20 protein-coding genes are annotated in these 22,363 nt (G+C 46.1%); 15 read left to right on the forward strand and 5 right to left on the reverse strand.

Annotated elements, in window-relative coordinates; all coding sequences use genetic code 11:
* Positions 1-154: 154 nt before the first annotated feature.
* From ASL11_RS18255 to ASL11_RS18305, 12 genes are all read left to right on the forward strand, one after another.
* Positions 155-700: a hypothetical protein gene (locus ASL11_RS18255; protein ID WP_056617742.1), complete on the forward strand. Its 546-nt coding sequence runs from the start codon at positions 155-157 to the stop codon at positions 698-700.
* Positions 701-811: 111 nt separating this feature from the next.
* The gene (locus tag ASL11_RS18260; RefSeq protein WP_056617745.1) at positions 812-1,573 is read left to right on the forward strand and encodes a TSUP family transporter; all 762 of its coding nucleotides are present in this window, start codon (positions 812-814) and stop codon (positions 1,571-1,573) included.
* Between the two features lie 107 nt (positions 1,574-1,680).
* Positions 1,681-1,824: a hypothetical protein gene (locus ASL11_RS37100; RefSeq protein ID WP_164483572.1), complete on the forward strand. Its 144-nt coding sequence runs from the start codon at positions 1,681-1,683 to the stop codon at positions 1,822-1,824.
* Positions 1,825-1,931: 107 nt separating this feature from the next.
* The gene (gene abc-f, locus ASL11_RS18265; protein ID WP_056617748.1) at positions 1,932-3,878 is read left to right on the forward strand and encodes a ribosomal protection-like ABC-F family protein; all 1,947 of its coding nucleotides are present in this window, start codon (positions 1,932-1,934) and stop codon (positions 3,876-3,878) included.
* 344 nt (positions 3,879-4,222) lie between these two features.
* Complete coding sequence (locus ASL11_RS18270) at positions 4,223-4,921, forward strand: pirin family protein (protein WP_056617751.1); 699 nt, start codon at positions 4,223-4,225, stop codon at positions 4,919-4,921.
* Positions 4,922-4,954: 33 nt separating this feature from the next.
* Positions 4,955-5,284, forward strand: coding sequence for a hypothetical protein (locus ASL11_RS18275; protein ID WP_056617754.1), 330 nt, complete (start codon positions 4,955-4,957; stop codon positions 5,282-5,284).
* Between the two features lie 14 nt (positions 5,285-5,298).
* On the forward strand, positions 5,299-6,387 hold the full coding sequence (locus tag ASL11_RS18280; RefSeq protein ID WP_056617756.1) for a nitric oxide synthase oxygenase: 1,089 nt from the start codon (positions 5,299-5,301) through the stop codon (positions 6,385-6,387).
* Between the two features lie 282 nt (positions 6,388-6,669).
* A complete protein-coding gene (locus tag ASL11_RS18285; protein ID WP_235550511.1) occupies positions 6,670-8,505 on the forward strand; it encodes a sensor histidine kinase in 1,836 nt (611 codons plus the stop codon).
* 52 nt (positions 8,506-8,557) lie between these two features.
* Entirely contained in the window at positions 8,558-9,367 is an 810-nt protein-coding gene (locus ASL11_RS18290) for a response regulator (protein ID WP_056617759.1), read from the forward strand.
* 93 nt (positions 9,368-9,460) lie between these two features.
* Positions 9,461-10,819: an extracellular solute-binding protein gene (locus ASL11_RS18295; protein ID WP_056617762.1), complete on the forward strand. Its 1,359-nt coding sequence runs from the start codon at positions 9,461-9,463 to the stop codon at positions 10,817-10,819.
* A gap of 87 nt (positions 10,820-10,906) precedes the next feature.
* Entirely contained in the window at positions 10,907-11,788 is an 882-nt protein-coding gene (locus ASL11_RS18300) for a carbohydrate ABC transporter permease (protein ID WP_056617767.1), read from the forward strand.
* 21 nt (positions 11,789-11,809) lie between these two features.
* Complete coding sequence (locus tag ASL11_RS18305) at positions 11,810-12,691, forward strand: carbohydrate ABC transporter permease (RefSeq protein WP_056617769.1); 882 nt, start codon at positions 11,810-11,812, stop codon at positions 12,689-12,691.
* A gap of 94 nt (positions 12,692-12,785) precedes the next feature.
* On the opposite strand, the gene ASL11_RS18310 is transcribed toward ASL11_RS18305, so the two are convergent.
* The 5 genes from ASL11_RS18310 to ASL11_RS18330 are packed head-to-tail and all read right to left on the reverse strand — an operon-like array spanning position 12,786 to position 18,783.
* Positions 12,786-13,910, reverse strand: a complete 1,125-nt coding sequence (locus tag ASL11_RS18310; protein ID WP_056617772.1) for a Ger(x)C family spore germination protein — start codon at positions 13,908-13,910, stop codon at positions 12,786-12,788.
* Positions 13,907-15,007: a GerAB/ArcD/ProY family transporter gene (locus tag ASL11_RS18315; protein ID WP_056617776.1), complete on the reverse strand. Its 1,101-nt coding sequence runs from the start codon at positions 15,005-15,007 to the stop codon at positions 13,907-13,909. Before ASL11_RS18315 ends, ASL11_RS18310 begins: the two co-directional genes overlap by 4 nt.
* 22 nt (positions 15,008-15,029) lie before the next feature.
* Positions 15,030-16,151, reverse strand: coding sequence for a Ger(x)C family spore germination protein (locus tag ASL11_RS18320; RefSeq protein ID WP_056617778.1), 1,122 nt, complete (start codon positions 16,149-16,151; stop codon positions 15,030-15,032).
* Complete coding sequence (locus tag ASL11_RS18325) at positions 16,148-17,248, reverse strand: GerAB/ArcD/ProY family transporter (RefSeq protein WP_056617781.1); 1,101 nt, start codon at positions 17,246-17,248, stop codon at positions 16,148-16,150. The genes ASL11_RS18320 and ASL11_RS18325 overlap by 4 nt, the downstream gene beginning before the upstream one ends.
* Positions 17,245-18,783, reverse strand: a complete 1,539-nt coding sequence (locus ASL11_RS18330; RefSeq protein WP_056617783.1) for a spore germination protein — start codon at positions 18,781-18,783, stop codon at positions 17,245-17,247. The genes ASL11_RS18325 and ASL11_RS18330 overlap by 4 nt, the downstream gene beginning before the upstream one ends.
* Before the next feature lie 214 nt (positions 18,784-18,997).
* On the opposite strand from ASL11_RS18330, the gene rarD reads away from it, so the two are divergent.
* The 3 genes from rarD (at position 18,998) to murQ (ending at position 22,337) form a co-directional block, all read left to right on the forward strand.
* Positions 18,998-19,882 (forward strand): EamA family transporter RarD, encoded by an 885-nt coding sequence (gene rarD, locus ASL11_RS18335; RefSeq protein WP_056617786.1) that lies wholly within the window; start codon positions 18,998-19,000, stop codon positions 19,880-19,882.
* Between the two features lie 495 nt (positions 19,883-20,377).
* Positions 20,378-21,244 carry a MurR/RpiR family transcriptional regulator gene (locus tag ASL11_RS18340; RefSeq protein ID WP_056617789.1) on the forward strand — a complete coding sequence of 289 codons (867 nt, stop codon included), beginning with the start codon at positions 20,378-20,380 and terminating at the stop codon, positions 21,242-21,244.
* 178 nt (positions 21,245-21,422) lie between these two features.
* Positions 21,423-22,337: an N-acetylmuramic acid 6-phosphate etherase gene (gene murQ / locus ASL11_RS18345; protein ID WP_056617791.1), complete on the forward strand. Its 915-nt coding sequence runs from the start codon at positions 21,423-21,425 to the stop codon at positions 22,335-22,337.
* Positions 22,338-22,363 lie beyond the last annotated feature (26 nt).

Raw genomic sequence — 22,363 nt, forward strand, 5'->3', positions numbered from 1 at the left:
TCATAGTAAAGGATTATCACGACCCACACAATTTGTAAAATCGCTAAGGCTGCTGAGAAGATCGGCGGCTTTTTGTTAAGTATTTTAATAGGCCCCTAACGAGGAAGTGTGTTAAGCTAATATGGATAATTTTTCCTAATGGAGTGTGACGTTCATGATTAAAAGGCCACGAGTACTTTCTGTTTCAGGCGTTTCTGGTGGAGGTAAGACAACGACAATCAAACACTTAATCCATAGATTAGATCATGCTCAGGCCCTCTATTTTGATGATTATGAGTTTGAGAATTGCCCAGATATATGTGATTGGGTGGAAGAAGGGGCAGATTACAATGCATGGGTGCTCTCTCCTCTTATTACAGATATTCAGTTGTTACTTAAAGATCAATCACTCGACTATATTGTCCTCGATTACCCTTTTGCCTACTTGAATGATGCCGTGCGTAACTTTATTGATTTGGCATTCTACATTGACACCCCGTTGGATATTGCCATGGCCAGACGTATCTTACGCAACGAGCAAAAGCATGCGATGCACGAACTGCAGAGTGATTTAAAGAACTATTTGGCCAGGGGAAGAGCAGCTTATTTAGAAATGGTAAAGACGGTGAAAACAAATTCGGATGTCATCATTCAAGGTGATTTGCCTACTGATCTCATCGTTGATCGGATGATAGAGGAATTACAGAAGTCTGCTGTTTAACCTTTGATTATTTTACCTTGGGTAAATTCTTGCTTGAATGGGAACATCGTGCGAGAATAGGTGTTGGACAAACCATTACTTATTCATACACAAGAGGAGTTCATTTACATCATGTTGCATTTGAGTTGGGAAATGATGATTTTCGTTATCGTCGGCGGTTTCTTGGCAGCCTATGTAGATTCGGTTGTTGGGGGAGGCGGGCTTATTTCGGTGCCAGTCTTACTTGCAACAGGAATGCCACCAGCGCTGGCGTTAGGTACGAATAAATTAGCGGGGACGATGTCGTCGCTGACAAGCACGATTTCGTTTATGCGGACAGGGAATGTTGATCTCAAAGCGGTACGCGGATTGTTCGTGCTATCCTTGGCTGGAGCGGTGTGCGGGGTATTCGTGCTGCGGCAAATTCCTTCCGATTTTCTAAAACCACTGGTTGTGGTGATGCTGATTCTAATTACGATTTATACGATATTCCGCACAAATTGGGGAGACATCTCGACCTTCAGTCAGTACTCGGCGAGGACGGCTTTCCTAATGGGTTGCGCTGCGTTTGTCTTAGGTTTCTATGACGGATTCTTTGGCCCAGGAACAGGATCTTTTCTTATTTTCGTTTTTCTGATGGTCGGCTTCGATTTCGTCAAAGCAGCAGGCAATGCCAAAATTCTCAATTTCGGCAGCAACATCGCAAGTTTAATTACCTTTATGGCGCTGGGCTCCATTAATTATTGGATCGGCATCCCGATGGGACTTGCGATGGTGTGCGGCGCATTACTTGGCTCTCGCATGGCGATCCGTAAGGGATCGGCTTATGTGCGCCCGCTTTTTATCACGGTATGTGTGCTGTTGGTGGGTAAGCAGATTTGGAGCTTGATGTAGGGGCAATCGATGCCATGCATGTCCTGACTCATCAGAGCCCATTGCGAATTGACCGATGGTTATGATATGCTTTTAGCAGAGTGTAAATTGAAGGAGGTGAAGGTAGGATGAATCGAGAGTTCGTAAACAACCGTGTGAGCCAGTTACCCATTGCGATGGCTGGCATCGTTCATGCAGAAGTCAAAGACGCGAGAGGTCTGTCCACTTATTCGCATACGGTTTACCAACTCACGAAAAGACGCCTACCTTAACCCTCTACGGAATTGATCCGAAAGGTCGTAGGAATTTTCCTGCGGCCTTTTTGTGTTAGCTGCGTGCAGGTCAGGGTCTGTCTTCAAACCAAGGAGGATCCTTTATTATGTTAATTATTAATGGTCAAAATATAAAAAAATACCACGGTGCTCAGCTGGTGCTGGGCGATGTGACATTTGAAATCCATCAAGGGGAACGTGTCGGACTTGTGGGTCGTAATGGCAGTGGGAAATCAACATTGTTACGCCTTATTGCCAAAATGGAGAAGCCTGACGAAGGGCAGCTGACGGTACGTAAAGATACGGGGATCGGATATTTAGCCCAAATCCCAAGCGCTTGGGAAAGCTTCACGGTGTACGATGTGCTGGCTGCCAGCTTCGAAGAGCTGCTTGCGTGCCGCGCGACGATGCGCCAGCTTGAGAGCGAAATGTCGAGTCCAACGGTCATGAGCGATGAGAAGCGGATGGACCAGCTGCTATCGCGATATGCTGTGCTGCAGGAGCGATTCGAACGCGAAGGCGGTTACGAGTTAGATGCACGCATTGATCAAGTGGCGAATGGACTGCGGATCGAGAAGGGGGTTTATGAGCGAAGCTTTGCCTCGCTATCGGGTGGAGAGAAGACGAAGATTACATTGGCTTCCCAGTTAATCGGTAAACCAGATCTGTTGCTGCTGGATGAGCCGACGAATCATTTGGATTTGGCTGGTGTGGAGTGGCTGGAGGATTACCTCAAGCATTATGATGGCGCTTGTATCATCGTCTCCCATGATCGTTACTTTCTGGATCTCGTTGTCACGAAAATCGTGGAGTTGGAAGACGGTGAATCAACTACGTATCACAGTTCTTATTCGGGCTATGTGAAGGAGAAGGAAGTACGTCTGCTTCAGCAGTTCGCGGAATACCAAGAGCAGCAGAAGGTTATTAAGAAAATGAAAGAGACGATCAAGCAGCTGATTGAGTGGGGGAGGATCGGCGGGAATGAGAAGTTTTTCCGCAGGGCGTTCTCTATGCAGAAAGCGCTGGATCGGATGGAAAAGCTCAAGCGTCCTGTGCTCGATCCGAAGGCGGCTGATTTCGATTTGAAGCCGGAGGATCGCTCCGGCCGCAAGGTGCTGCGCTTCGAGAATGTCACGAAGCGATATGGCGAGAAGATGCTGCTAGGGCAGGCGAGCGGCTCCCTCGAATACGGCGAGAAGGTGATGCTGGTCGGGCATAACGGCTCAGGGAAAACGACGCTGCTGAAGATGCTGCTCGGTGAAGTGCAGCCGGATGGCGGGGACCTCGAGCTCGGGGCTCGCGTCGACATCGGTTATCTAGCGCAGCAAGCGTATCCGGCGGATGACAAGAAATCCGTGCTGGCGTATTTCTGCGAGGAAGCGAAGCTGGAAGAAGGGGAAGCGCGAGGGCGGCTGGCTGCGTATTTATTTTATGGCGCGGATGTGTTCAAAGCGGTAAGTTCCTTGTCTGGCGGCGAATGGACGCGATTACGCTTAGCCCTACTTGTACTTCGCAAGCCAAACCTGCTGATCTTGGATGAGCCAACGAATCATATGGACATCGCTTCGCGCGAAGCGCTCGAAGATGCACTGGAGGAATTCCCCGGCACGGTGCTGGCGGTGACGCATGATCGGTATTTTATGAACCGGCTGGCGCGTAAAATATGGGAGTTGGATCAGGGGAAGATTACGGTGTATTTAGGTGATTTTGATGCTTATAAAGAAAAGAGCGGCGAGCTTCGCGCGCGGGAAGCACTTTTAACCGAGGAACGAAGCAGGCTCACCACCGTGGATAAAGCGAAAGTGAAAGAGAAAGTGAAACAGCCTGAGGCTTCCGCTGTTAAGCGGGGGAAACCAGCGGCGGCGTCTGGAAAAGCCGCTCTGGAGAAAAGGATCGCGAGCGTAGAAGCGGAGTTGGCAGCGTTGGATGAGCGGCTGCAGCAGGAAAGCGAGACCCTGACACCGGCGGAGCTCACGGAGCTTTGGGAGAAGCGGGAACTCGTGCAGGGGAAGCTGGAAGCACTGTTTGAGCAGTGGATGTTGGAGGAAGACTAGTCGCAGACCGCAACATTAGCTGATCATCGTGGCTAAGGGACATGAGAGGCCTTAAATCGTGCAAATGAGGGATTTTGAAAAACTAACGGACATAGAAGCTGCTATTCAACGGAATTTGGCCTCAAATGAGGGTAGGATGCTGGGATAACGGTTATAGTGTCCGTTAGTTCATAGAAAGAGCTAATTTGTTTGAAATAACGCCCAGTGTGTCCGTTAGGACACCTGACGCATACAACCCACATGGACTTCGTCACAAAACTGGCTTCGTTCCGCCATTGTTCCGACATGGAGTCCATACCCTGAGTGTGATAAGCTAGAGGTACTTATAGAAGGAGGCGATTGCTGTGATCCAAGTTTTCCCGGCCGACACGCGTAATTCAACTGATTTGGGGTGGCTCAAGAGCCACAAAAGCTTCTCATTTGGCGACTATTTTGATGAAGAAAACGTCAGCTTTGGTGTCATGCGTGTGTGTAATGACGATGATATCGCAGCAGGACGGGGCTTTGGCCCGCATCCCCATAGTGACATGGAGATCGTCAGTATCGTGCTCAGCGGAGCAATTAAGCATGAAGACAGCCTTGGCCATGTAGCTATTACGGCTTCTAATGGTGTACAGCGAATGTCCGCAGGAAGCGGCGTGATTCATGCCGAGTATAATGCATCGGAAACGGAACCGATGAGTCTATTTCAGCTATGGTTTATGCCTGCGAAGCGAGGAATTGAGCCTTCTTTTGAAAATGTGACATATGAGCCAGAGGCGATGGTTAATCATCTGTTGCCGGTCGTAACGCCTGAAGGCGGCCCTCACATCGCAAAAATCCATCAAGACATGAGTATCTACTTGAGTAAACTGGATGCAGGGAAAGAGTTAGTGTTCGAGCAGGGCGAGGGTCGTCGTATTTTCCTTATGCTCGTGAGCGGGAAATGCTCGGCCAATGATGCGGTACTTGAAACAAAGGACAGTGCGCGTATCCAGGCGGAGTCAACGTTAACAATTCGTGCGCTCGAAGATACACATTTCATGCTTATTGATCTGCCATAAGGCGATATTGGAGAGATAGAGGAGGTTGCAGTGATGAAGGAAACGTTTCTAGTGAAGCATGCGGTTGGCGGTCGTGCTTTTATCGATACAAGCAAGCAGTCTGTCCCCTATACATGGGAGCAGCAAGGTGAACAGTGGTTGTTCCGTGTTCAGATTGATCAACCGGAGCGGATTGCGGAGCTTTTGAAATGGAAAGAGGAGCTCAATGTATTTGTTTTCCAAGAGTTTGAGAATGAGCCTACACGGAAATTATGGTTCTATGTCGGTGATGATGCGGTTCAGTTTGCAGACGAGAAAGGCGAGCTAACGATCGTCGCAACCTCCCACATCAGCTATATTCCCGACCAATTTAGTGTGAAATGATTGGAGTTATACCGATGAAAGTTCAGGACCAGCAGCTAGAGAAAGCGATCCCTTTTATACAAGAATGCTATACCGAATTGGGCAAAAGTGAGGCGCAAATGAACACGCGTATTGCCGAGATTACGCAAGCGATTCAGTATACCGGGACGTATGAGCATACGGTTGAAGAGTTGACGCATGGCGCGAAATTGGCTTGGCGCAACAGCAACCGCTGCATTGGGCGTTTGTTCTGGGAGTCGCTTCGTGTACATGACGCTCGTCATATAGAGACGGAAGAAGCCGCTGCCGAGGCGCTGTTCAGGCATATCGAGGAAGCGACGAATGGCGGTAAAATCCGCCCCGTCATCACGATATTTCCCCCATCACGTGAAGGGAAGCCTGTTGTTCAGATTAAGAATGAGCAGTTGATTCGCTATGCGGGCTATGAGGCCGAACATGGCGTCGTGGGCGACCCTGTTTCAGTGGCCTTCACGAAGCAATGTCAGGCGCTTGGTTGGCAGAGTGCGGGTACGCATTTTGATGTGTTGCCGCTCATGCTTCAAGTGGGAGAACGAGCGCCGAGGTTGTTTGAGATACCGAAGGCGTTGATTTTGGAGGTGGCGATTAGCCATCCGGAGCTGCCAACCTTCGCGGAGCTGAACCTGCAATGGTACGCGGTGCCGATGGTGGCAAACATGTACCTCGAAATTGGCGGCGTGATCTATCCCGCGGCTCCTTTTAACGGGTGGTACATGGGAACCGAGATCGGCGCGCGGAACTTCGCCGATGAGGCTAGGTACGATATGCTGCCGCGGGTAGCGTCGATCATGGGACTCGACACACGGCACGAATCAACGCTATGGCGGGACAAAGCGCTCGTCGAGCTGAATGTAGCGGTGCTGCATTCATTTGCGCAGCAGGGGGTCGCTATCGTCGATCACCACACCGCAGCGAAGCAGTTCAAACGCTTCGAGGACAACGAAGAGAAAAGCGGGCGCGACGTCACGGGTGATTGGACGTGGCTGATTCCACCGATGTCTCCAGCAACGACGCATATTTTTCATCAGCATTACTCGAATGAAGTGAAGCTGCCTAATTTCTTTTACCACAGTAAGAAGCGCTAGTTACGGTTGTACTTGGAGTCGATAAGTCTACTCACCTATTCACATTTGATGTGAAGGTGGGTGGGCTTTTTTGTTGCAAGTCGAAAAAATCGACTTATAGCCCGCAAAAGTCCACGCTGCGCCCCACGCAAGTTACCTCTCCCGCAACTCCTGCCGCAATCTTTATTGCATCTCCAAAATGTTCCACGCCATTCACCAATAGTTTAATAGCCAAACTAACTCGTATGTAGTATGATTTGGCATATTGAAAACACTTACTTTACGTGAAAAGGGGAATTCTGCTTGTGGCAAAAGCTGGCTAACTGGAATACATTGCGCAATCAGATGCTAGCGGGATTCATTGCCGTGATGATCATCGTTCTGGTCTGTGCAGGCGCGATTACGTACAATTCGGTGTCCACCCTTCTCAATACGAAGGCGGAGACACAGATGAAGCAAATCGCCAGTCAAGCGAACGGCAGACTGGAAGCGATCATTACACAAATCGATACATTGACCTTACAGGCTGTAAATGATGTTTACTTGCAGCAATTGTTTTTAGCATCGGTTCAAGGGAAGGCGCCAAACTTCAGCGAGCGACAGTCGCTTTTGAAAATCGCCAATCACATTCAAGCCTACAGTGGTGTGAGCAATGTGGAGTTGTATACGACGGATTTTGCACGTATGTTTCCGCTAGATGAACAGAAGTTAACGGATCTGATCGAACCGAACTGGATTGAACAGGCAGATAAAGAGAAGGGCAGGCTGGTGTGGATCGGGAACGATCCGAAGAATCCGGACACGGTTCTAGCCATTCGTCGGATCAATTTAATTGACCGATGGTTCTCGAATGGCGGGTATTTGATGGTGCGGATAAATCGCAGCTATTTCGATTTCCAAAGCCAGCTCCCCGATACAGGGCAGCGCGAATTGATGCTGTTAGCCGATAGCTCGGCAAGGCCCATTGTCTCTGAAGGCGGAGCGCTTGCTAACATCAGCGGGCTGATGCATACCGATTCGCAACAAGTTACGTTAGAGCAGAAACGGTATATTTTGGTGAAGCAGCTCTCCGAGCAGACGGGCTGGACGTTGATGATTTTGTATCCAGTGAGTGATGTGACGGATGGGATTTCCGTGCTGCGTTGGGCGATTATCGTATCTGGAGCTATCGGGTTGGTGCTGTTTATTATCCTGTCATTTCTTCTATCTTCGATGATTACGAGGCCAATTCTCAGGTTGATGCGAGCCATGAGGAATACAAGGCAAGGGGTACTGACGCCGAATCTGACGCAGTCTTACACCACGGAGTTGAATGACTTGAACATGACCTATAATCAAATGGTAGATAACATGAATCGACTCATTAAACTCGTGTACGAGAAAGAAATGATCCAAAGCCGAACAGAGCTGCAAGCCCTACAAGCACAGATTGATCCGCATTTTTTATATAACACATTAGAAGCACTGTACTGGTCCCTGCAGGAAAAAGAGGAAGAAGAGCTAGCCGATCTTGTTGTAGCTATGTCTGATTTATTTCGCTATGTTATCGGCAATCCGAATAAGGATGTGTGGGTCAACCTATCAGAGGAATTGGAGCACATCAAGCGTTATTTAAGCATTATGAGTGTGAGGTTCGGCTCGCGCCTCGTTTGGGAAATTGACAGCGATGAGAGGTACAGTCACGTGCATATTCCGAAGCTACTGATTCAGCCTTTGGTGGAGAACGCTATCTTGCATGGCTTGGAAGGCAAAATCGGAGTGGGGCTGATCACGATTCGCGTGGAACCGTCGCCACTTGAGACGTCGGAACTGCGCGTCACAGTACGAGACGACGGTCCAGGGATGGATGAACAGACACTGCAAGCAGTGCTGGAGTCGATGGAACGCGGAAGTGCAGCCACGGGCACGGATTCGAGTTCTTCCTCATCGAGCTCCCCATCGAGCACAAATCTGGGCTCATCTACTGGCGCTGCTCCTAATACCAATGCTCCATCTGCCAAAGGGAAAGGCATGGCCATCTCCAATGTGCAGCGGCGTCTTCAGCTCTACTACCCGTCACTCCCGGAAACATATCGTGGCTTAACGATCACGAGTAGTCTAGGGCAGGGTACCAGCGTGAGTTTCGATATTCCGATCTAAGCGAATACATTCGAGGCTAGTTTTCTGGCGAAAAACTTTTAGGAGGAACACGATGAATCAATCGGGGAAAACCATACTCATCGTTGACGATGAGCCATTAACGAGAGAAGGCATACGCAAAACACTAGAAGCCTGGTCTATCGGGCGTTATGCGATACTCAGCTGCAGCAATGGGACGGAAGCTCTCGAACTTTTACAATCGCGTCCCGTGCATCTCTTGATTACAGATATCCGTATGCCTGAAATTAACGGTTTGCAAGTTGTGGAAGGTACTCGTGGTTTCGCCCACAAGCCAGTAGTCATCATAATCTCGGGACATCCGGATTTTCAATATGCACAAACAGCGATCGAATTAGGTGTTGTTAATTATCTGCTCAAGCCGATTCAGAAAAGCAAGCTGATCGATGCCGTCGAGCAGGCGCTGCGCATTGAAGAAGAACGTGGGCGTGTTGAAACGATGGAGAAAATGGTGGATTCTCGCCTGATGCAGGCGAAAACTTCAGCCAAGAATTACAGTCCACCAGTTCAGCAAGCGGTCGATTATGTGGAGGCACATTTACAAGATCCGCTCGGCATGAGCGAGGTAGCAAGCCAGATCCATCTGAATCCGAGCTATTTCAGCGCTCTTTTCAAAGAGCAGACCGGTTTCACCTTCAGTGAATATGTTACGAGAAACCGGATCCAGAAGGCGAAAGAACTGCTTCTGCAAACCAGATTAACGATTGCCGATATCTCGGAGCAAGTCGGCTATCAGACGTCGAAATATTTCATTAAGTTGTTCAAAGAGTACGAAGGGACGAGCCCGAATCAGTATCGGAAACAGATTATGGAAGCCGATGATCGGATAGATACCTCGAAATAGTGGAATATTACCCGATAGCTGTTACTCCCTGTGGCCGCAATGAAAGCGCTACAATAAAACACGTAGCACACAAATGATTAGGGGGAAACAAACATGGTAAGAAAAACGCTTACATGGTCGCTAACTACAATGCTCGGCCTATCAATGGCACTGACGGGCTGCTCTAGTTCCACAGATAATGCGAGTCCAACGACAGCTCCTAAAGAATCAGCGAAAGCAACTGAAGCAGCAACTGCACAACCCGCGAAAAAAGTAACGATTAAAATGATGCACCTATGGCCGACAGGAAACTCCGCTACGCAAAACAAAATTGTAAACGATATCATCAAGGAGTATCAAGCAGCCAATCCGAATGTGACGATTGAGCAGGAAGTGCTCGAGAATGAACAATACAAGAACAAAATGAAAGTGCTTTCTACTTCCAATGCCCTTCCTGATGTGGGCTTCACGTGGGCAGCAGGCTACATGGATCCTTACGTAAAAGGCGACATGTTCGCTCCGCTAGATGACTTGCTGCAAGGGGATTTGAAAGATAAGTTCGTAAAAGGCACAACAGATGCTTACGCATTCGGCGGCAAAACCTACGGTCTTCCGGTTGAATTGAACATCGTGCCGGTGTATTACAATAAAGCGCTTTTTGCCAAGTATAACCTTGCACCACCTAAGACATACGATGAGTTCAAAAACATTGTCAAAACGCTTAGCTCGAATGGTGTAGCCCCAATCGCACTCGGTAACAAAGACCGTTGGACAGGTTCACTCTGGTACATGTACCTTGCTGACCGTATCGGCGGACCCGAAACATTGAAAAAAGCGATTGACCGCACAGGCTCCTTCAACGATCCTGGCTTGGTTCGCGCAGCTTCGGAAGTTTCCCAGCTTGTCGACATGAATGCCTTCAACAAAGGCTTTAACGGGCTTGGTAACGACGAAGGTAAAGCGGAGTTCATGAACAGTAAAGCCGCTATGTATATGATGGGAACATGGGAATTACCGAACTACACAACGAACAAAGATGTGCCGCAAGCGTTCAAGGATCAAATCGGATTCTTCAAATTCCCAACGGTAGATGGCGGTAAAGGCAACATGGATAGCTGGGTTGGTGGACCAGGCGTAGGCTTGTTCGTAGCAAACAACTCCAAAGTAAAAGAAGAGTCCAAGAAATTCGTCAGCTTCTTCGTATCGAAGTGGGGCGAGCACGCGATTTCTGAAGCAGGCGTTATCCCAGCAACGAAAGTAGACACATCCAAAGTGAAACTGCCGCAAATGTACATTGACCTCTTGAACGAATTGAATAAAGCGAGCAACATTACGCTGTTCGCAGATGTTCAAATGAAGCCTGCTTCCGCAGAAGTTCACTTGAATATGATTCAAGCTTTGTTTGGTAAAGCGGTGACACCGGAAGCGTTTGCGAAGAATCATGAGGATGCCTTGGCGAAAGAAGCGAAGTAGCCTAACGAATACGAACGATTTGGGAAAGGACATATCCCTCCAAGTGGTATGTCCTTTGTCATAATCGCTGAAAGGGAAGTGCCTGCTATGGATAAAGTCATGTCTAACAAATCCATGATTGCGATCTACGTGATTCCCGCGTTATTTCTGCTGCTAGCCTTGATCTATATGCCGATTATAATGACCGGCTATTACGGGCTTATGAAATGGGATGGCGTAGGCAAAATGAGTTTCATCGGTTTGCATAATTATGTCGAACTGCTTAAGGATAAATTATTCTGGGGAAGCGCGAAGCACTCGTTTTTGCTGGCAATTTTCTCAACAATCTCTCTGCTTGGCTACTTGTTAGTCGCATTAGTACTCTCCGCAAACATTCGAGGGGCTAACTTTTTTCGCAAAATCTATTTAATTCCTATGCTGCTTTCTTCTGTTGCTATCGCTCAACTATGGTTGAAAATATTCCACCCAACGAACGGGGTATTGAATGCTATCCTGACGTCTCTGGGGGTCACGCATACACCTGAATGGTTGTCCAATCCATCCATTGTTTTATACGCCATCTTTATGCCAATCTTGTGGCAGTACGCCGGTTTCTATATTTTAATTTACTATGCTGCTTTAAAAAATGTACCGACCTCGCTGATCGAAGCCGCACGTATCGATGGTGCAAGCCCATGGCGCATCGCCTTATCTATTCGTGTACCGTTAATCGCAGAAGTGATGAAAGTAACGGTCGTTCTGGCTGTCGTTGGATCACTGAAATATTTTGACCTGATCTATGTGATGACTGGCGGCGGACCTAACGGATCCAGTGAAGTAATGGCCTCCTACATGTACCGGAAAGCGTTCAAAGGCTATGATTTTGGCTACGCCAGCGCAATCGGCTTCTTCTTACTCTTGATATGCCTCGTGGCTACGTGGTTAATCCGTAAAGCGACGGCGTCCAAAGATGATATCCAATACTCGTAACGAAAGGAGATTCCGATTCCGATGCAACTCGAAACCACCCGTCGTCAGGCACAGGCGCTAACCGTACGAAGCAAGCTACCTGGACAAATCGGATATGGCGTACTCTATATCGTGTTATCGATTGTCGCCGTGATTCAGATTTTCCCGCTCTTGTGGCTCATGCTATTCTCCTTGAAAAATAATGAGGAAATCTTCAATCTAGCCCCGATGGCATTCCCAGAGAGACTGCGTTGGGAGAATTACGAGAAGGTCTGGACGCAAGGCCATATCAATAGTTACTTTTTTAACAGCGTCTGGATGACGTTGGTGTCGGTTGGGGTCACGGTTTTATTAGCAAGCTTGGTGACATTCGCTTTGACCCGGATGAAATGGAAGCTGCAATCCTTTGTGCTGGGTCTGTTTATGGTTGGGATGATGATTCCCGTGCACTCGACGCTCATCCCCTTATTCAGTATGTTTATGAAAATGAACCTAACCAACCATCCGTTGTCGATCATTTTGTCCTACATTGCTTTTAACTTACCGATTACGATCATGATTATGCTCGGCTTTTATTACACGCTGCCGCGTGAAGTAGAAGAAGCTGCCGTTATGGACGGTTGCTCCGTGAATCGCATTTTCTTCAGCATTACGCTGCCGATGACGGCATCTGTGTTATCTACCGCTGTGATCATCAACATGATCTATAATTGGAATGAGTTTATTTTCGTGAATACGTTCATCTCCTCGGAAAAGTACAAGACCTTAACCGTGGGCGTTCAGAATTTCGTCGGCCAATATACAACCGATTGGGGTGCGATTGGCGCGACGCTGATGATCAGTATTTTGCCTATCATGATCGCGTTCATTTTATTGAGCAATCGGATCGTTGAAGGAATAGCTGCGGGTTCGGTAAAAGGATAATGATCGTAGAGGAGTCCCCGTAAATCGGGGACTTTTTTGCGATAGTCGCGCTGCATGCACCGCTTCGAAAGCATTTCTCCCGCATTAGGACCAGTCACTTCATGGGTCCCATACTTCCTAATATAACCTTAACGGAAACATGAATGTCTGCCTCTGACAGCGCTTCTCCCCAATGATCCTCCACTTTCTTGTATTGACGATATTCATGAGCCCGTGCGTAGAGACCAAGCCCGATCGGATCGATTTGATGCTTCTGAAAGTTCTTAATAAGGTTCTCGAATTGCTTTTGCACATGTGCAGAAATCATCTTCTCTAACTCTTTTCCATTTTTTCGCACATCAAAGGGGAATAAACGTTCAGTAAGGCCGGCTGGCATTTTAATGTTGATATCGAACCGAAACTTGTTCTGATTGTACGAGGCTTTTATTTTCGTTTTCATTCCTTGAACCGATATACTTAAGTGGTCTGTATGAAATGGACCGCTCTTCTTTTCGCCAGGAATTGGAAGTGTTAAGCTTACAGTCTTTTTGGCGTTTCTATTCAATATTTGAAGTAAAATAGTTTCCTCTGTGCTCAGCGAAGTGGCATATTTCCCTTTATGATCTAGCAGTGTTACGCCAGCCAGGCTGATCTGGTTGGTCTTGTCCAACTGGATTTCGGAGATATAGGGCGTCACCCCCTTCTCATACATTTGCCAGTGCAGATTCTGCAACGTTGTTTTTACCGTTTCCGATCTAGCACTTTTCGTGTCGACCATCCCACGCAACAATAAAGGTAACATCGGCTGATCTTTCGGTTGTAGGTAGATAATGTCGGAGATCGATCCATCGAAAGCGATGATTCTTGGAGTTAATGGATTTTTCATATCACGAAAGAAGACGTCCAGTATCGGAAACCAGTCTTCGTGTTCCAGGATGCGTTTCCCTATAAGCATGACCTGAACCTTTCTGCCTGTAATAACACCTGGTGCAAATTGATCTTGTTCCTCTCTCGATTGACGAATCGTTTGCGACTTCACTTCGACTTCTAGTGTTTTCTTCTTGATATCTCTACCGTATGAAGGGCTGTGCAAATATACAAGTAAGTTGTTTTCATTGTCGAGATCCAAGCCGAGAGCGAGATTGTTGGTGGAATCCTCCAAATCCAACCGGTCACTACACCCCGGTGCGATAGCCAACATCATAATCATTAAAAAAAGGTATAGTGGCCGCTTGTTCATATGTGCTTCCTCCACCCCAAACGATCATGTATCCATACATATAGGAGTAAACAAGCAGGAACCAAGTACTCGACAACAAGGCCAATCTGACCAAGTAAAGTATTCATCCGTTCGCTCTGAAAAAAAGTAGGCATGAAGAAATACGTGCCCACAGCGAGGAATAGCCATAGTATTCGCAAATGATTGCGGTGGTCCTGCTTTCCGATTAGCCAAGTTGTGCAAAAAACGCTCATATACATCGTAGGTATCCATGATAATGAAAAGATAAGTAAATAAAACGCAAGGAATATCACTTCGATCCGCGCTATAAACTTAAACTCAATCGTTTTCAATACATTGATCGTCGGTTCGTTGTACGCCATAATTTCATCTGGACTGAAATAGACGAAACAGATAACGGCAATGAACAAATACATGAGCATCGTCAGTAGATACGAGATAATGATTCCGGCTGAGGCCATCCGCTTGTTTTTGAGAAACGGATACAGAATAAACGTGGTTGAAAAACCTACATGATAATAGAACGTGCTAGGTACCGCTGAGAATATAGGCTTCCATCCTTCCTTAAGCACAGGAAGCAGACGGAGCCAGTGAGCGTCCTTAAGCGGAATCAAATAAACGAAGGGGATCCATAATGAAAGGAGGATAATCACTTCCACATATCTGCCCAATATGCGAGGGCCGTTCCGCACAATGACATAAGTGGGAATGAGCAGTAGAAGCATAATGATATACGCCGGAGTTTGCTGCAGAAGATATTGTTTTGTAATCAATATTGTATAGATAAGACCAGTGTATCCGTAGAAAAAAAGATATAGAGCAAATAGGACGGCTCCCACTTTACCTGCCCATTTGCCCACATACACCGTCAATAGATCTAACAAGGTGCCATCTGGGTACTTCTTCATCACTTGTATGACGATTAAACTCGCTGCAGTAGAGATCAACCAAACGATGATGAGAGCGATCCAGCCTGACGTACCTGCCTTTTCGGCTAATACTCGCGGCAGCGACAAAAAACCGATGCTCACTACCATACCAAAGTTGAGAAAAATATATTGCATGAAGGTGATTTCATTCAGTGCATATTTTTTCACTTGCTGTCCCCCCTTAGAGCTATTACTTCACTGTTCCCATAGCGCCTATGATTGCTTTCACGGAAACGTGAATGTCGGCTTTGGCCAGCGTTTCACCCCAATGATCTTCCACATTCTTGAAATGGCTATATTCGTGCGCCCGCGCGTAGAACCCGAGCCCTATCGGATCGATTTTATCCGCTTGTATTTTTTTTATGAGGCTTTCCAACTGCTTTTGCAATTGTTCGGTAATTTTATTCTCCAACTCTTTCCCATGATTTCGCACGTCGTGAGGGAACATAAGCTCGGATAGTCCAACGCGCATGGTAATGTGCATATCGAACTGAAAGTTGTCCCTGAGGTGGGAGGTCTTGATTTTCACCTTTATTTTATCAGCGTTTAAACTTAATTTGTTTGTATGAAATGGTCCGATCTTCATCTCGCCGGGAATGGGGATTGTTAAGCTGACGGTCTTTTTCGTACTGTTTTGCAATATTCGCAATAGAATACTTTCCTGTATATTCAGAGAATCAGCAAAATTCCCTTTATGATCCAGCAGTGTTATGCCTGTCATCGCAATCTGTTTATCTTTCACCCGAACTTCAGAGATGATGGGAGTGCTACCCTTTTCACTTATTTGCTCGTGAAGCCCTTGCAAAGTCGTATTTACCGTTTCCGATGTGGCATCCTTCGTATCGATCATTTCCCGCAGCAATAAGGGCAGCATCGGCTGATCTTTCTGATTTAGGTATACAATGTCAGAGAGAGGTCCATCGAAAGAAATGATCCTTGGAGTTAACGCATTCTTCGGATCACGAAACCAGACATCCGTTAGTTGGAACCAATTTTCTTGCTGCAGGATTCGCTTAGATAACAGTATGACTTGAATACTTCTGCCTTGGAAAACACCCTGTGTATAACTGTCCTGTTTTTCTCTTGATTGACGATTCGTCTGTGGTTTCACCCTAAGTTCACGCGTTTTTTTCTCGACATCTTTACTGAAAACAGGAGATGTACTATATACAATGAACTCGTTTTCTTTATCGAGATCAAAACCTACTAATAAGGCAAATGAGGAATCTTCCATATCTAACCTGTCACTGCAGCCTGGAATGATGACGACAACCATCGCGATGAGCATAATTGGAAGGAGCCGTTTGTTCATATGCGCTTCCTCCACTGAAAACGATCATGCATCCATAAATAGATGAGTAAGCAACAGGGAAAAACGTATTCAATTCCAAAACCAACCCGAGTAAGGAAATCATTCATGCGATCGCTCTGATTAAATGTTGGGATGAAGAAAAACGTACCCACAGCAATGAATAACCACAATATCCGCAAATGATTGCGATGATCCTGCTTTCCGAGCAACCAGCTAGTGCAAAAAACGCCCATGTAGATAGCGGGTATCCATGCTAATGAGAAAATAAGCAAAAAAAATGCGATAAACAGCACTCCTATCCGTTCTACAAACTTAAACTCGATAGATTCTAAGATACTAATCATGGGTTCGTTGTACTTCTGAATTTCATCCGGGCTGTAATAGGCAAAACAGATAACCGTAATGAACAAATACCCAAACATCGTCAGTGTATCGGAGATCATAATAGCACTAGAAGCCTTTTCTTTGTTCTTCAAAAACGGATACAAAATAAACGTTGTAGCAAATCCGATATAAGAAAAGAACGTTGTAGGTACTGCTGAGAATACGGGAATCCAGCCTTCCTTTAATATAGGAAACATATTGAGCCAGTTGACGTCCTTGAGTAGAAGCAAATATACAAATGGTATCCACCCAGAGATCATTAAAACAATTTCCGCATATCTGCCCAAGACGCGAAGTCCATTACGTGCAATCACATAAGTGGGAATGAGCAATAACAGCATGACGATAAATGCCGAAGTTTGCGGCAAAAGCCATGCCTTCGTAATCAATACCGCCTGAACGAGCCCCGTGTAAGCGTAATAAAAGAGATAAAGAGCAAAAAAGATGGCAGCCACCTTGCCTGTCCATTTGCCCAAATATCGTGTTAGTAGATCAAACAATGTTCCTTCGGGGTACCTTTTCATCACCTGAATAACAATTAAGCTTGCTGCTACCGTAACAGCCCAGCCGATGATGAGTGCGATCCAGCCATCCGTACCTGCCTTTTCAGATAATTTCCGTGGCATCGACAAAAAGAAAACACTGATTTGAATGCCGCTATTCAGAAAAATATATTGCATAGTGGTGATCTCGTTGAATGCATATTTCTTCATTTCCCATCACCTTTTGGACGATTTGATCCTTGTTTCTGCGATTGAATCGCTCTTGTGCCTAAAGGCCGCTTGACCATTTTCCACAGCGGTAAACGGACGAACGTATCTTTCCAATCCGCAAATCGTACCGGTGCGAAAGGGGTACCGTACGGTGTTCCAAGCGATTCGAGCGCAATCAGATGCCCAATCAAGGTCATCGATGCAATAATGACGCCAACAAAGCCGAACATGGAGGCAGCTATCATCATGAAGAAGCGGATAAGCCGGACGGCTGCGACCATATCATAATTAGGCAGGATGAACGATGCAATGGCCGTAAAGGCGACGACAATAACCATGATATTGCTGATAAGTCCAGCTTGAACGATTGCTTGTCCAATAACAATGCCCCCGACTATACCAACGGTTTGCCCAACCGGAGCAGGGAGACGCACCCCAGCCTCCCGCATCATTTCTAGCGTTACCTCCATGATGATCGCTTCCACAAATGGAGGGAATGGTACTCGACCTCTGAACTCGCCAATCGTGAGAAGTAATTTAACAGGAATGATCTCGAAGTTATAGGAAATGACGGCAATGTAGAACGCCGGCAAAAAGATTGCGACGAAAAATGCGAACATCCGCAGCAGTCGTATAAAAGTGGAGATCGACCAGCGTGTGCTGTAGTCGTCGATGTTTTGAAAAAACGACATGAATGCTACCGGTGCTATCAATACGCTTGGTGAACAGTCTACGACAACAGCGAATCTTCCTTGCAATATTTGTGAAGCCGCAGCATCCGGTCTTTCTGTTGTAATAAATTGAGGAAATGGCGAATACGGATTGTCCTCGATAAACTCTGCTAACTCGCCTGTGTTAAGGATGACATCGACATCAACTTGCTGAATCCGGCCTTCCAGTTCTTTCAGTACCTCAGGATGAGCCACATCGGCTAAATATAAGATAGAAATTAAGGTGTTTCCTCTTCGCCCAACCACCAGTTCTTTAATTTTCAATTCACGGTTTTGAATATAGCGACGGATTAAGGCAATATTCTGACTGCCTGTTTCAACAAAGCCTTGATGCGCTCCTTTTAAAGAAACCTCGATCTGTGAGTCTTCAATCGCCCGCTGCGGCCAGCCTTGCGTCCCTAAGGCGGAGGCTTTTGTCCGCCCATTAACAAAGAGAACACTATTGCCTTGGAATATGGCATTCTCGACATGCGGCCAAGTAAATAAGCTTTGAATTTGTCCTACATTTACCGTAATATCGTCAACCGCATTCCCGTTTCCCGTTTCAAATTGCAGGGGGCGGAGCACATTATTATTAATTGAGTTTTTATCTACTAGTCCATTTAGGTAGACTAGCGCTGCTTGGTCTCCAGATTTCTTAATGATAAAATGCCGCACAACTAGGTCGGGGGTTTGACTGAACTGACTATGTAAATAGGTTATATTTTGCACCAAAGACGAACTTATGGTGTTGCTAGGCGGCTGATTGACTTGTTCTTGAACCGAAAGATACTTCTTTCTTCCGAACCAGTTTGAAAATAGCATCGATCTTCACCACGCTCATCCCATATTCTTTTCTTTTATTATGCAAGATTATGGGAATTTTATTCATGCTTGCTCCCATTTCGAGAAGTCTCTTAAAGGGGGGGATAATCTGTTTTTTACAAAATCCCTACACTACATTACAATAGAGTAGTTATTAACCTGCGGACAAATTTTATGAGAATTGTGTTACTTGAAAGTGAAATGAGGTTTTACGATGAAAAAAGGTCTTGGCTATGCCATTATTGCTTACATTGCTTGGGGCTTGCTGCCTGTATATTGGAAGCTTTTCGGGTCGTTGATGGCTGGAGAAATATTATCGCATCGCGTGATTTGGTCATTCGTGTTTATGGCGATTCTGATTGTCGCTGGAAAAGGCAAATGGCAACAGTTTCGCAGCCTGATCACGAATCGCACCACCTTATTATTAGTGGGGGCGAGTAGTTTGTTGATCAGCACCAATTGGCTGATCTTTATTTGGGCCGTTAATAATGGGCATGTGATCGAGACGAGTCTCGGCTATTACATCACGCCACTTTTCAACATTATGCTGGCAGTGCTGTTCCTTCGTGAGAAGCCGACGGGCAGACAATGGCTGGCTGTGGCTTTGGCAGGAATCGGTGTCTTGATCGCCACCATAGACTACGGCAGATTTCCGTGGGTATCCCTCACATTAGCAGGTACCTTTGGCTTATATAGCCTTGTGAAAAAAAGAGTCACCTACGATGCCGCAACCGGCCTCGCTGGAGAAACAGCGTTCGTTTTCCCGATCGCTCTTGCCTACGTCATCTACTTATTTGCTACGCATCAGGATGCTGCGTGGTCACTGCCGCCGCTGACGTTGATCATGCTTTTCCTAGCAGGTGCTGCTACTGCGCTGCCCTTGCTATGGTTCGCCAAAGCCGCGTCACAGCTGCCGCTATCTATGCTAGGCTTCATTCAGTATATCGGCCCGTCGATTACACTTCTGCTTAGCGTATTCGTGTTTAAAGAGAAATTTTCACCTATGCTATTGATTAGCTTTGCTTTTATCTGGAGTGCACTTATCGTTTATGCCTTTGCATCAATCCGCGTAGCGCGATCGGCAGCAGTTACGGAATAAGTTAGTAGAAGTAAAATGTACAGCTAATATTGCCGTTTCATCTGAGATTTAGCGAATAGATGGAAAAAGTACAGCTAATATGAGCAGGATTGGCGGTTTGGTCGATTTTAGTGGAAATTAACTGTAGTAAATCCATCTATTGCTTCTGAATGGGGAGAATCGGCAAAATTAGCTACATAAAATCCATTTAATTTGTTTGGACGGCGGAGAACAGGTCAGTCGGTAAAAGTAGCCAAATTTCCAGCTACCCATAGCACAAAGAACCCCGCTCGAGAGCGATTCTCGAACGGGGTTTTTCTTCTCACGTGTCGCGGTATTCATAGACTTAGGAATCGGCATAATATTTCATTTTAGTGAAATGAAATTGAAATAAAATTTCCTTAATGGCATTGAATTTTACAGATAATTTACAGAAGGATCTTGTGTTTTCGCCTAATTATCCGTATGATGGAGGTGATTTCAGCACGGATAATCTATAGTGAGTAGGGAAACTATATGTCAATAAATGATAATATTTTGATCAAAATTCGCGATATGAAAGACAGCCTAACTCCCGTGGAGAAATTAGTGGCTGAGTATATATTAGACAATGTGGACGAGATTCCACATCTCTCGATTAAGAGTCTCGCTCAATCAACGAAAACAAGTGATGCTTCTGTACTGCGGTTCTGCAAAACGATGGGATATAAGGGTTATCGCAACTTTATCGTGAGCATTTCAGCTTCGCTGGGATCGATGGATGAGGAGCAGAAAGACCAATACACGGATATTCAACCGGGTGATGATCTCTCTACGATTATCTCTAACATTTCGCACAATAATAGTAAATCGATTGAAGACACGCTCAGCGTCATTGATCGAAACGAAATTGCCCGCGCGGTCAAAGTGTTAGTGGCTTGCAATCGCATTGTTTTCTTCGGGATCGGTGCATCTGGTCTAGTTGGGATGGATGCTGAGCAGAAATTCTCACGCATCAACAAGATGTGCCACACCTACACGGATGGCCATAGTCAACTAACTGCAGCCACGTTGCTTGGGAAAGGTGATGTCGCGATCTTCATTTCCAATTCAGGCAGCACGATTGAAATTTTAGATACGCTTGAAATCGCCAAGAAGAATGGCGCCACGATTATTGCCATTACCAAGTATAATAAAAGCTCCCTAGCGGATAATGCGAATATCGTACTCAGCATTTCGACACCGGAAATCACGATTCGAAGCGGAGCTATGGGTTCGCGCATTGCGATGTTGACCGTGATTGACATTCTTTTTGCAGGGGTAGCGAGCAGCGAATATAAGCATGTGAAGAAGTATTTGGCCAAAACACACGACATTATTGCTAGCAGCAAGCATAGGAAATAAGCGTATCGAACACACTAACGATGTCCTTCCAGGCGTCGTTTTTTTGTCGAAATTTAAGAAATAAAAAATCAATATTTTATTTTACCATAAAATAAAATTTCAAAAAGTATTGACCAAGTTAAAATTTTTCGTTAGTATTAGACCAGTAAAGAGTACAGCAGGCAGGAGGACAGCAGCTATGGATGAGTATCTATCGGGTTTAACTACGGAAGAGATTAATGAGAAGACACAGACAATTGACGAATGTTCAACAGAGCAAATGCTTCGGATGATGAATGAACAGGATGCATTGGTTCCAGCAGCAGTCGGAGCCGAGATACCGCAGATCATGAAAGCGGTTGATATCTTGCATCAAGTTCTCAGAAACGGTGGCAGGATGCTCTACGTAGGAGCTGGTTCTTCTGGCAGACTCGGTGTGCTTGATGCATCTGAATGTCCTCCAACCTTTGGTATTGATCCATTGTTGGTGCAAGGTCATATCGCTGGTGGCGATGGAGCACTACGAACAGCAGTGGAAGGTTTTGAAGACAACGCTGAGGAGGGGGTCGCCCTCATTGAACGATGCGGAGTAACAGCGAAGGATGCGGTAATTGGAATCACGGCTAGCGGAAGTGCACAATTCGTTATCGCTTGCTTGAAGAAAGCGAAAGAAATTGGTGCCGCCACGATTGGTGTCGTGAATAACAAGAATTCCAAATTGGTAGCTGTGACAGATGTATGCATCGCGCCAGTGGTTGGGCCGGAAGTAATTATGGGATCTACTCGTCTGAAGGCGGGTACAGCACAGAAGCTGGTTCTTAACATGCTGACAACTGGAACAATGGTTAAGCTTGGAAAGACATATAACAATCTCATGGTTGACATGAAGGCTAGTAATATCAAGTTGTACGATCGTTCTATTCGCATCATTCGGATTGCGACTGGGGTGGATGAATCCACAGCGATCGCTCATCTTGAGAAAGCGTCCATGAACTGTAAACTTGCCATTATGATGATTAAAACCGGCATGGAAGTGAAGGAAGCGAACGATGCGTTAGAACAGTGTGAGGGTAGTTTGAAGAGAGCCATACGTACCTTTGTCAAAGTGGTTTGATCATTTTAAAACAAAAAAGGAGAGAC

Source organism: Paenibacillus sp. Soil750 (assembly GCF_001428045.1).
GTDB lineage: Bacteria > Bacillota > Bacilli > Paenibacillales > NBRC-103111 > Paenibacillus_E > Paenibacillus_E allorhizoplanae.

Excerpts from the sequence above, each read along its gene's own strand:
- ASL11_RS18255 (WP_056617742.1), top strand. The coding sequence starts at position 155 with ATGATTAAAAGGCCACGAGTACTTTCTGTTTCAGGCGTTTCTGGTGGA.
- ASL11_RS18260 (WP_056617745.1), top strand. The coding sequence starts at position 812 with ATGTTGCATTTGAGTTGGGAAATGATGATTTTCGTTATCGTCGGCGGT.
- ASL11_RS37100 (WP_164483572.1), top strand. The coding sequence starts at position 1,681 with ATGAATCGAGAGTTCGTAAACAACCGTGTGAGCCAGTTACCCATTGCG.
- abc-f (WP_056617748.1), top strand. The coding sequence starts at position 1,932 with ATGTTAATTATTAATGGTCAAAATATAAAAAAATACCACGGTGCTCAG.
- ASL11_RS18275 (WP_056617754.1), top strand. The coding sequence starts at position 4,955 with ATGAAGGAAACGTTTCTAGTGAAGCATGCGGTTGGCGGTCGTGCTTTT.
- ASL11_RS18280 (WP_056617756.1), top strand. The coding sequence starts at position 5,299 with ATGAAAGTTCAGGACCAGCAGCTAGAGAAAGCGATCCCTTTTATACAA.
- ASL11_RS18290 (WP_056617759.1), top strand. The coding sequence starts at position 8,558 with ATGAATCAATCGGGGAAAACCATACTCATCGTTGACGATGAGCCATTA.
- ASL11_RS18295 (WP_056617762.1), top strand. The coding sequence starts at position 9,461 with ATGGTAAGAAAAACGCTTACATGGTCGCTAACTACAATGCTCGGCCTA.
- ASL11_RS18300 (WP_056617767.1), top strand. The coding sequence starts at position 10,907 with ATGGATAAAGTCATGTCTAACAAATCCATGATTGCGATCTACGTGATT.
- ASL11_RS18305 (WP_056617769.1), top strand. The coding sequence starts at position 11,810 with ATGCAACTCGAAACCACCCGTCGTCAGGCACAGGCGCTAACCGTACGA.
- ASL11_RS18310 (WP_056617772.1), bottom strand. The coding sequence starts at position 13,910 with ATGAACAAGCGGCCACTATACCTTTTTTTAATGATTATGATGTTGGCT.
- ASL11_RS18320 (WP_056617778.1), bottom strand. The coding sequence starts at position 16,151 with ATGAACAAACGGCTCCTTCCAATTATGCTCATCGCGATGGTTGTCGTC.
- ASL11_RS18325 (WP_056617781.1), bottom strand. The coding sequence starts at position 17,248 with ATGAAGAAATATGCATTCAACGAGATCACCACTATGCAATATATTTTT.
- ASL11_RS18330 (WP_056617783.1), bottom strand. The coding sequence starts at position 18,783 with ATGCTATTTTCAAACTGGTTCGGAAGAAAGAAGTATCTTTCGGTTCAA.
- rarD (WP_056617786.1), top strand. The coding sequence starts at position 18,998 with ATGAAAAAAGGTCTTGGCTATGCCATTATTGCTTACATTGCTTGGGGC.
- ASL11_RS18340 (WP_056617789.1), top strand. The coding sequence starts at position 20,378 with ATGTCAATAAATGATAATATTTTGATCAAAATTCGCGATATGAAAGAC.
- murQ (WP_056617791.1), top strand. The coding sequence starts at position 21,423 with ATGGATGAGTATCTATCGGGTTTAACTACGGAAGAGATTAATGAGAAG.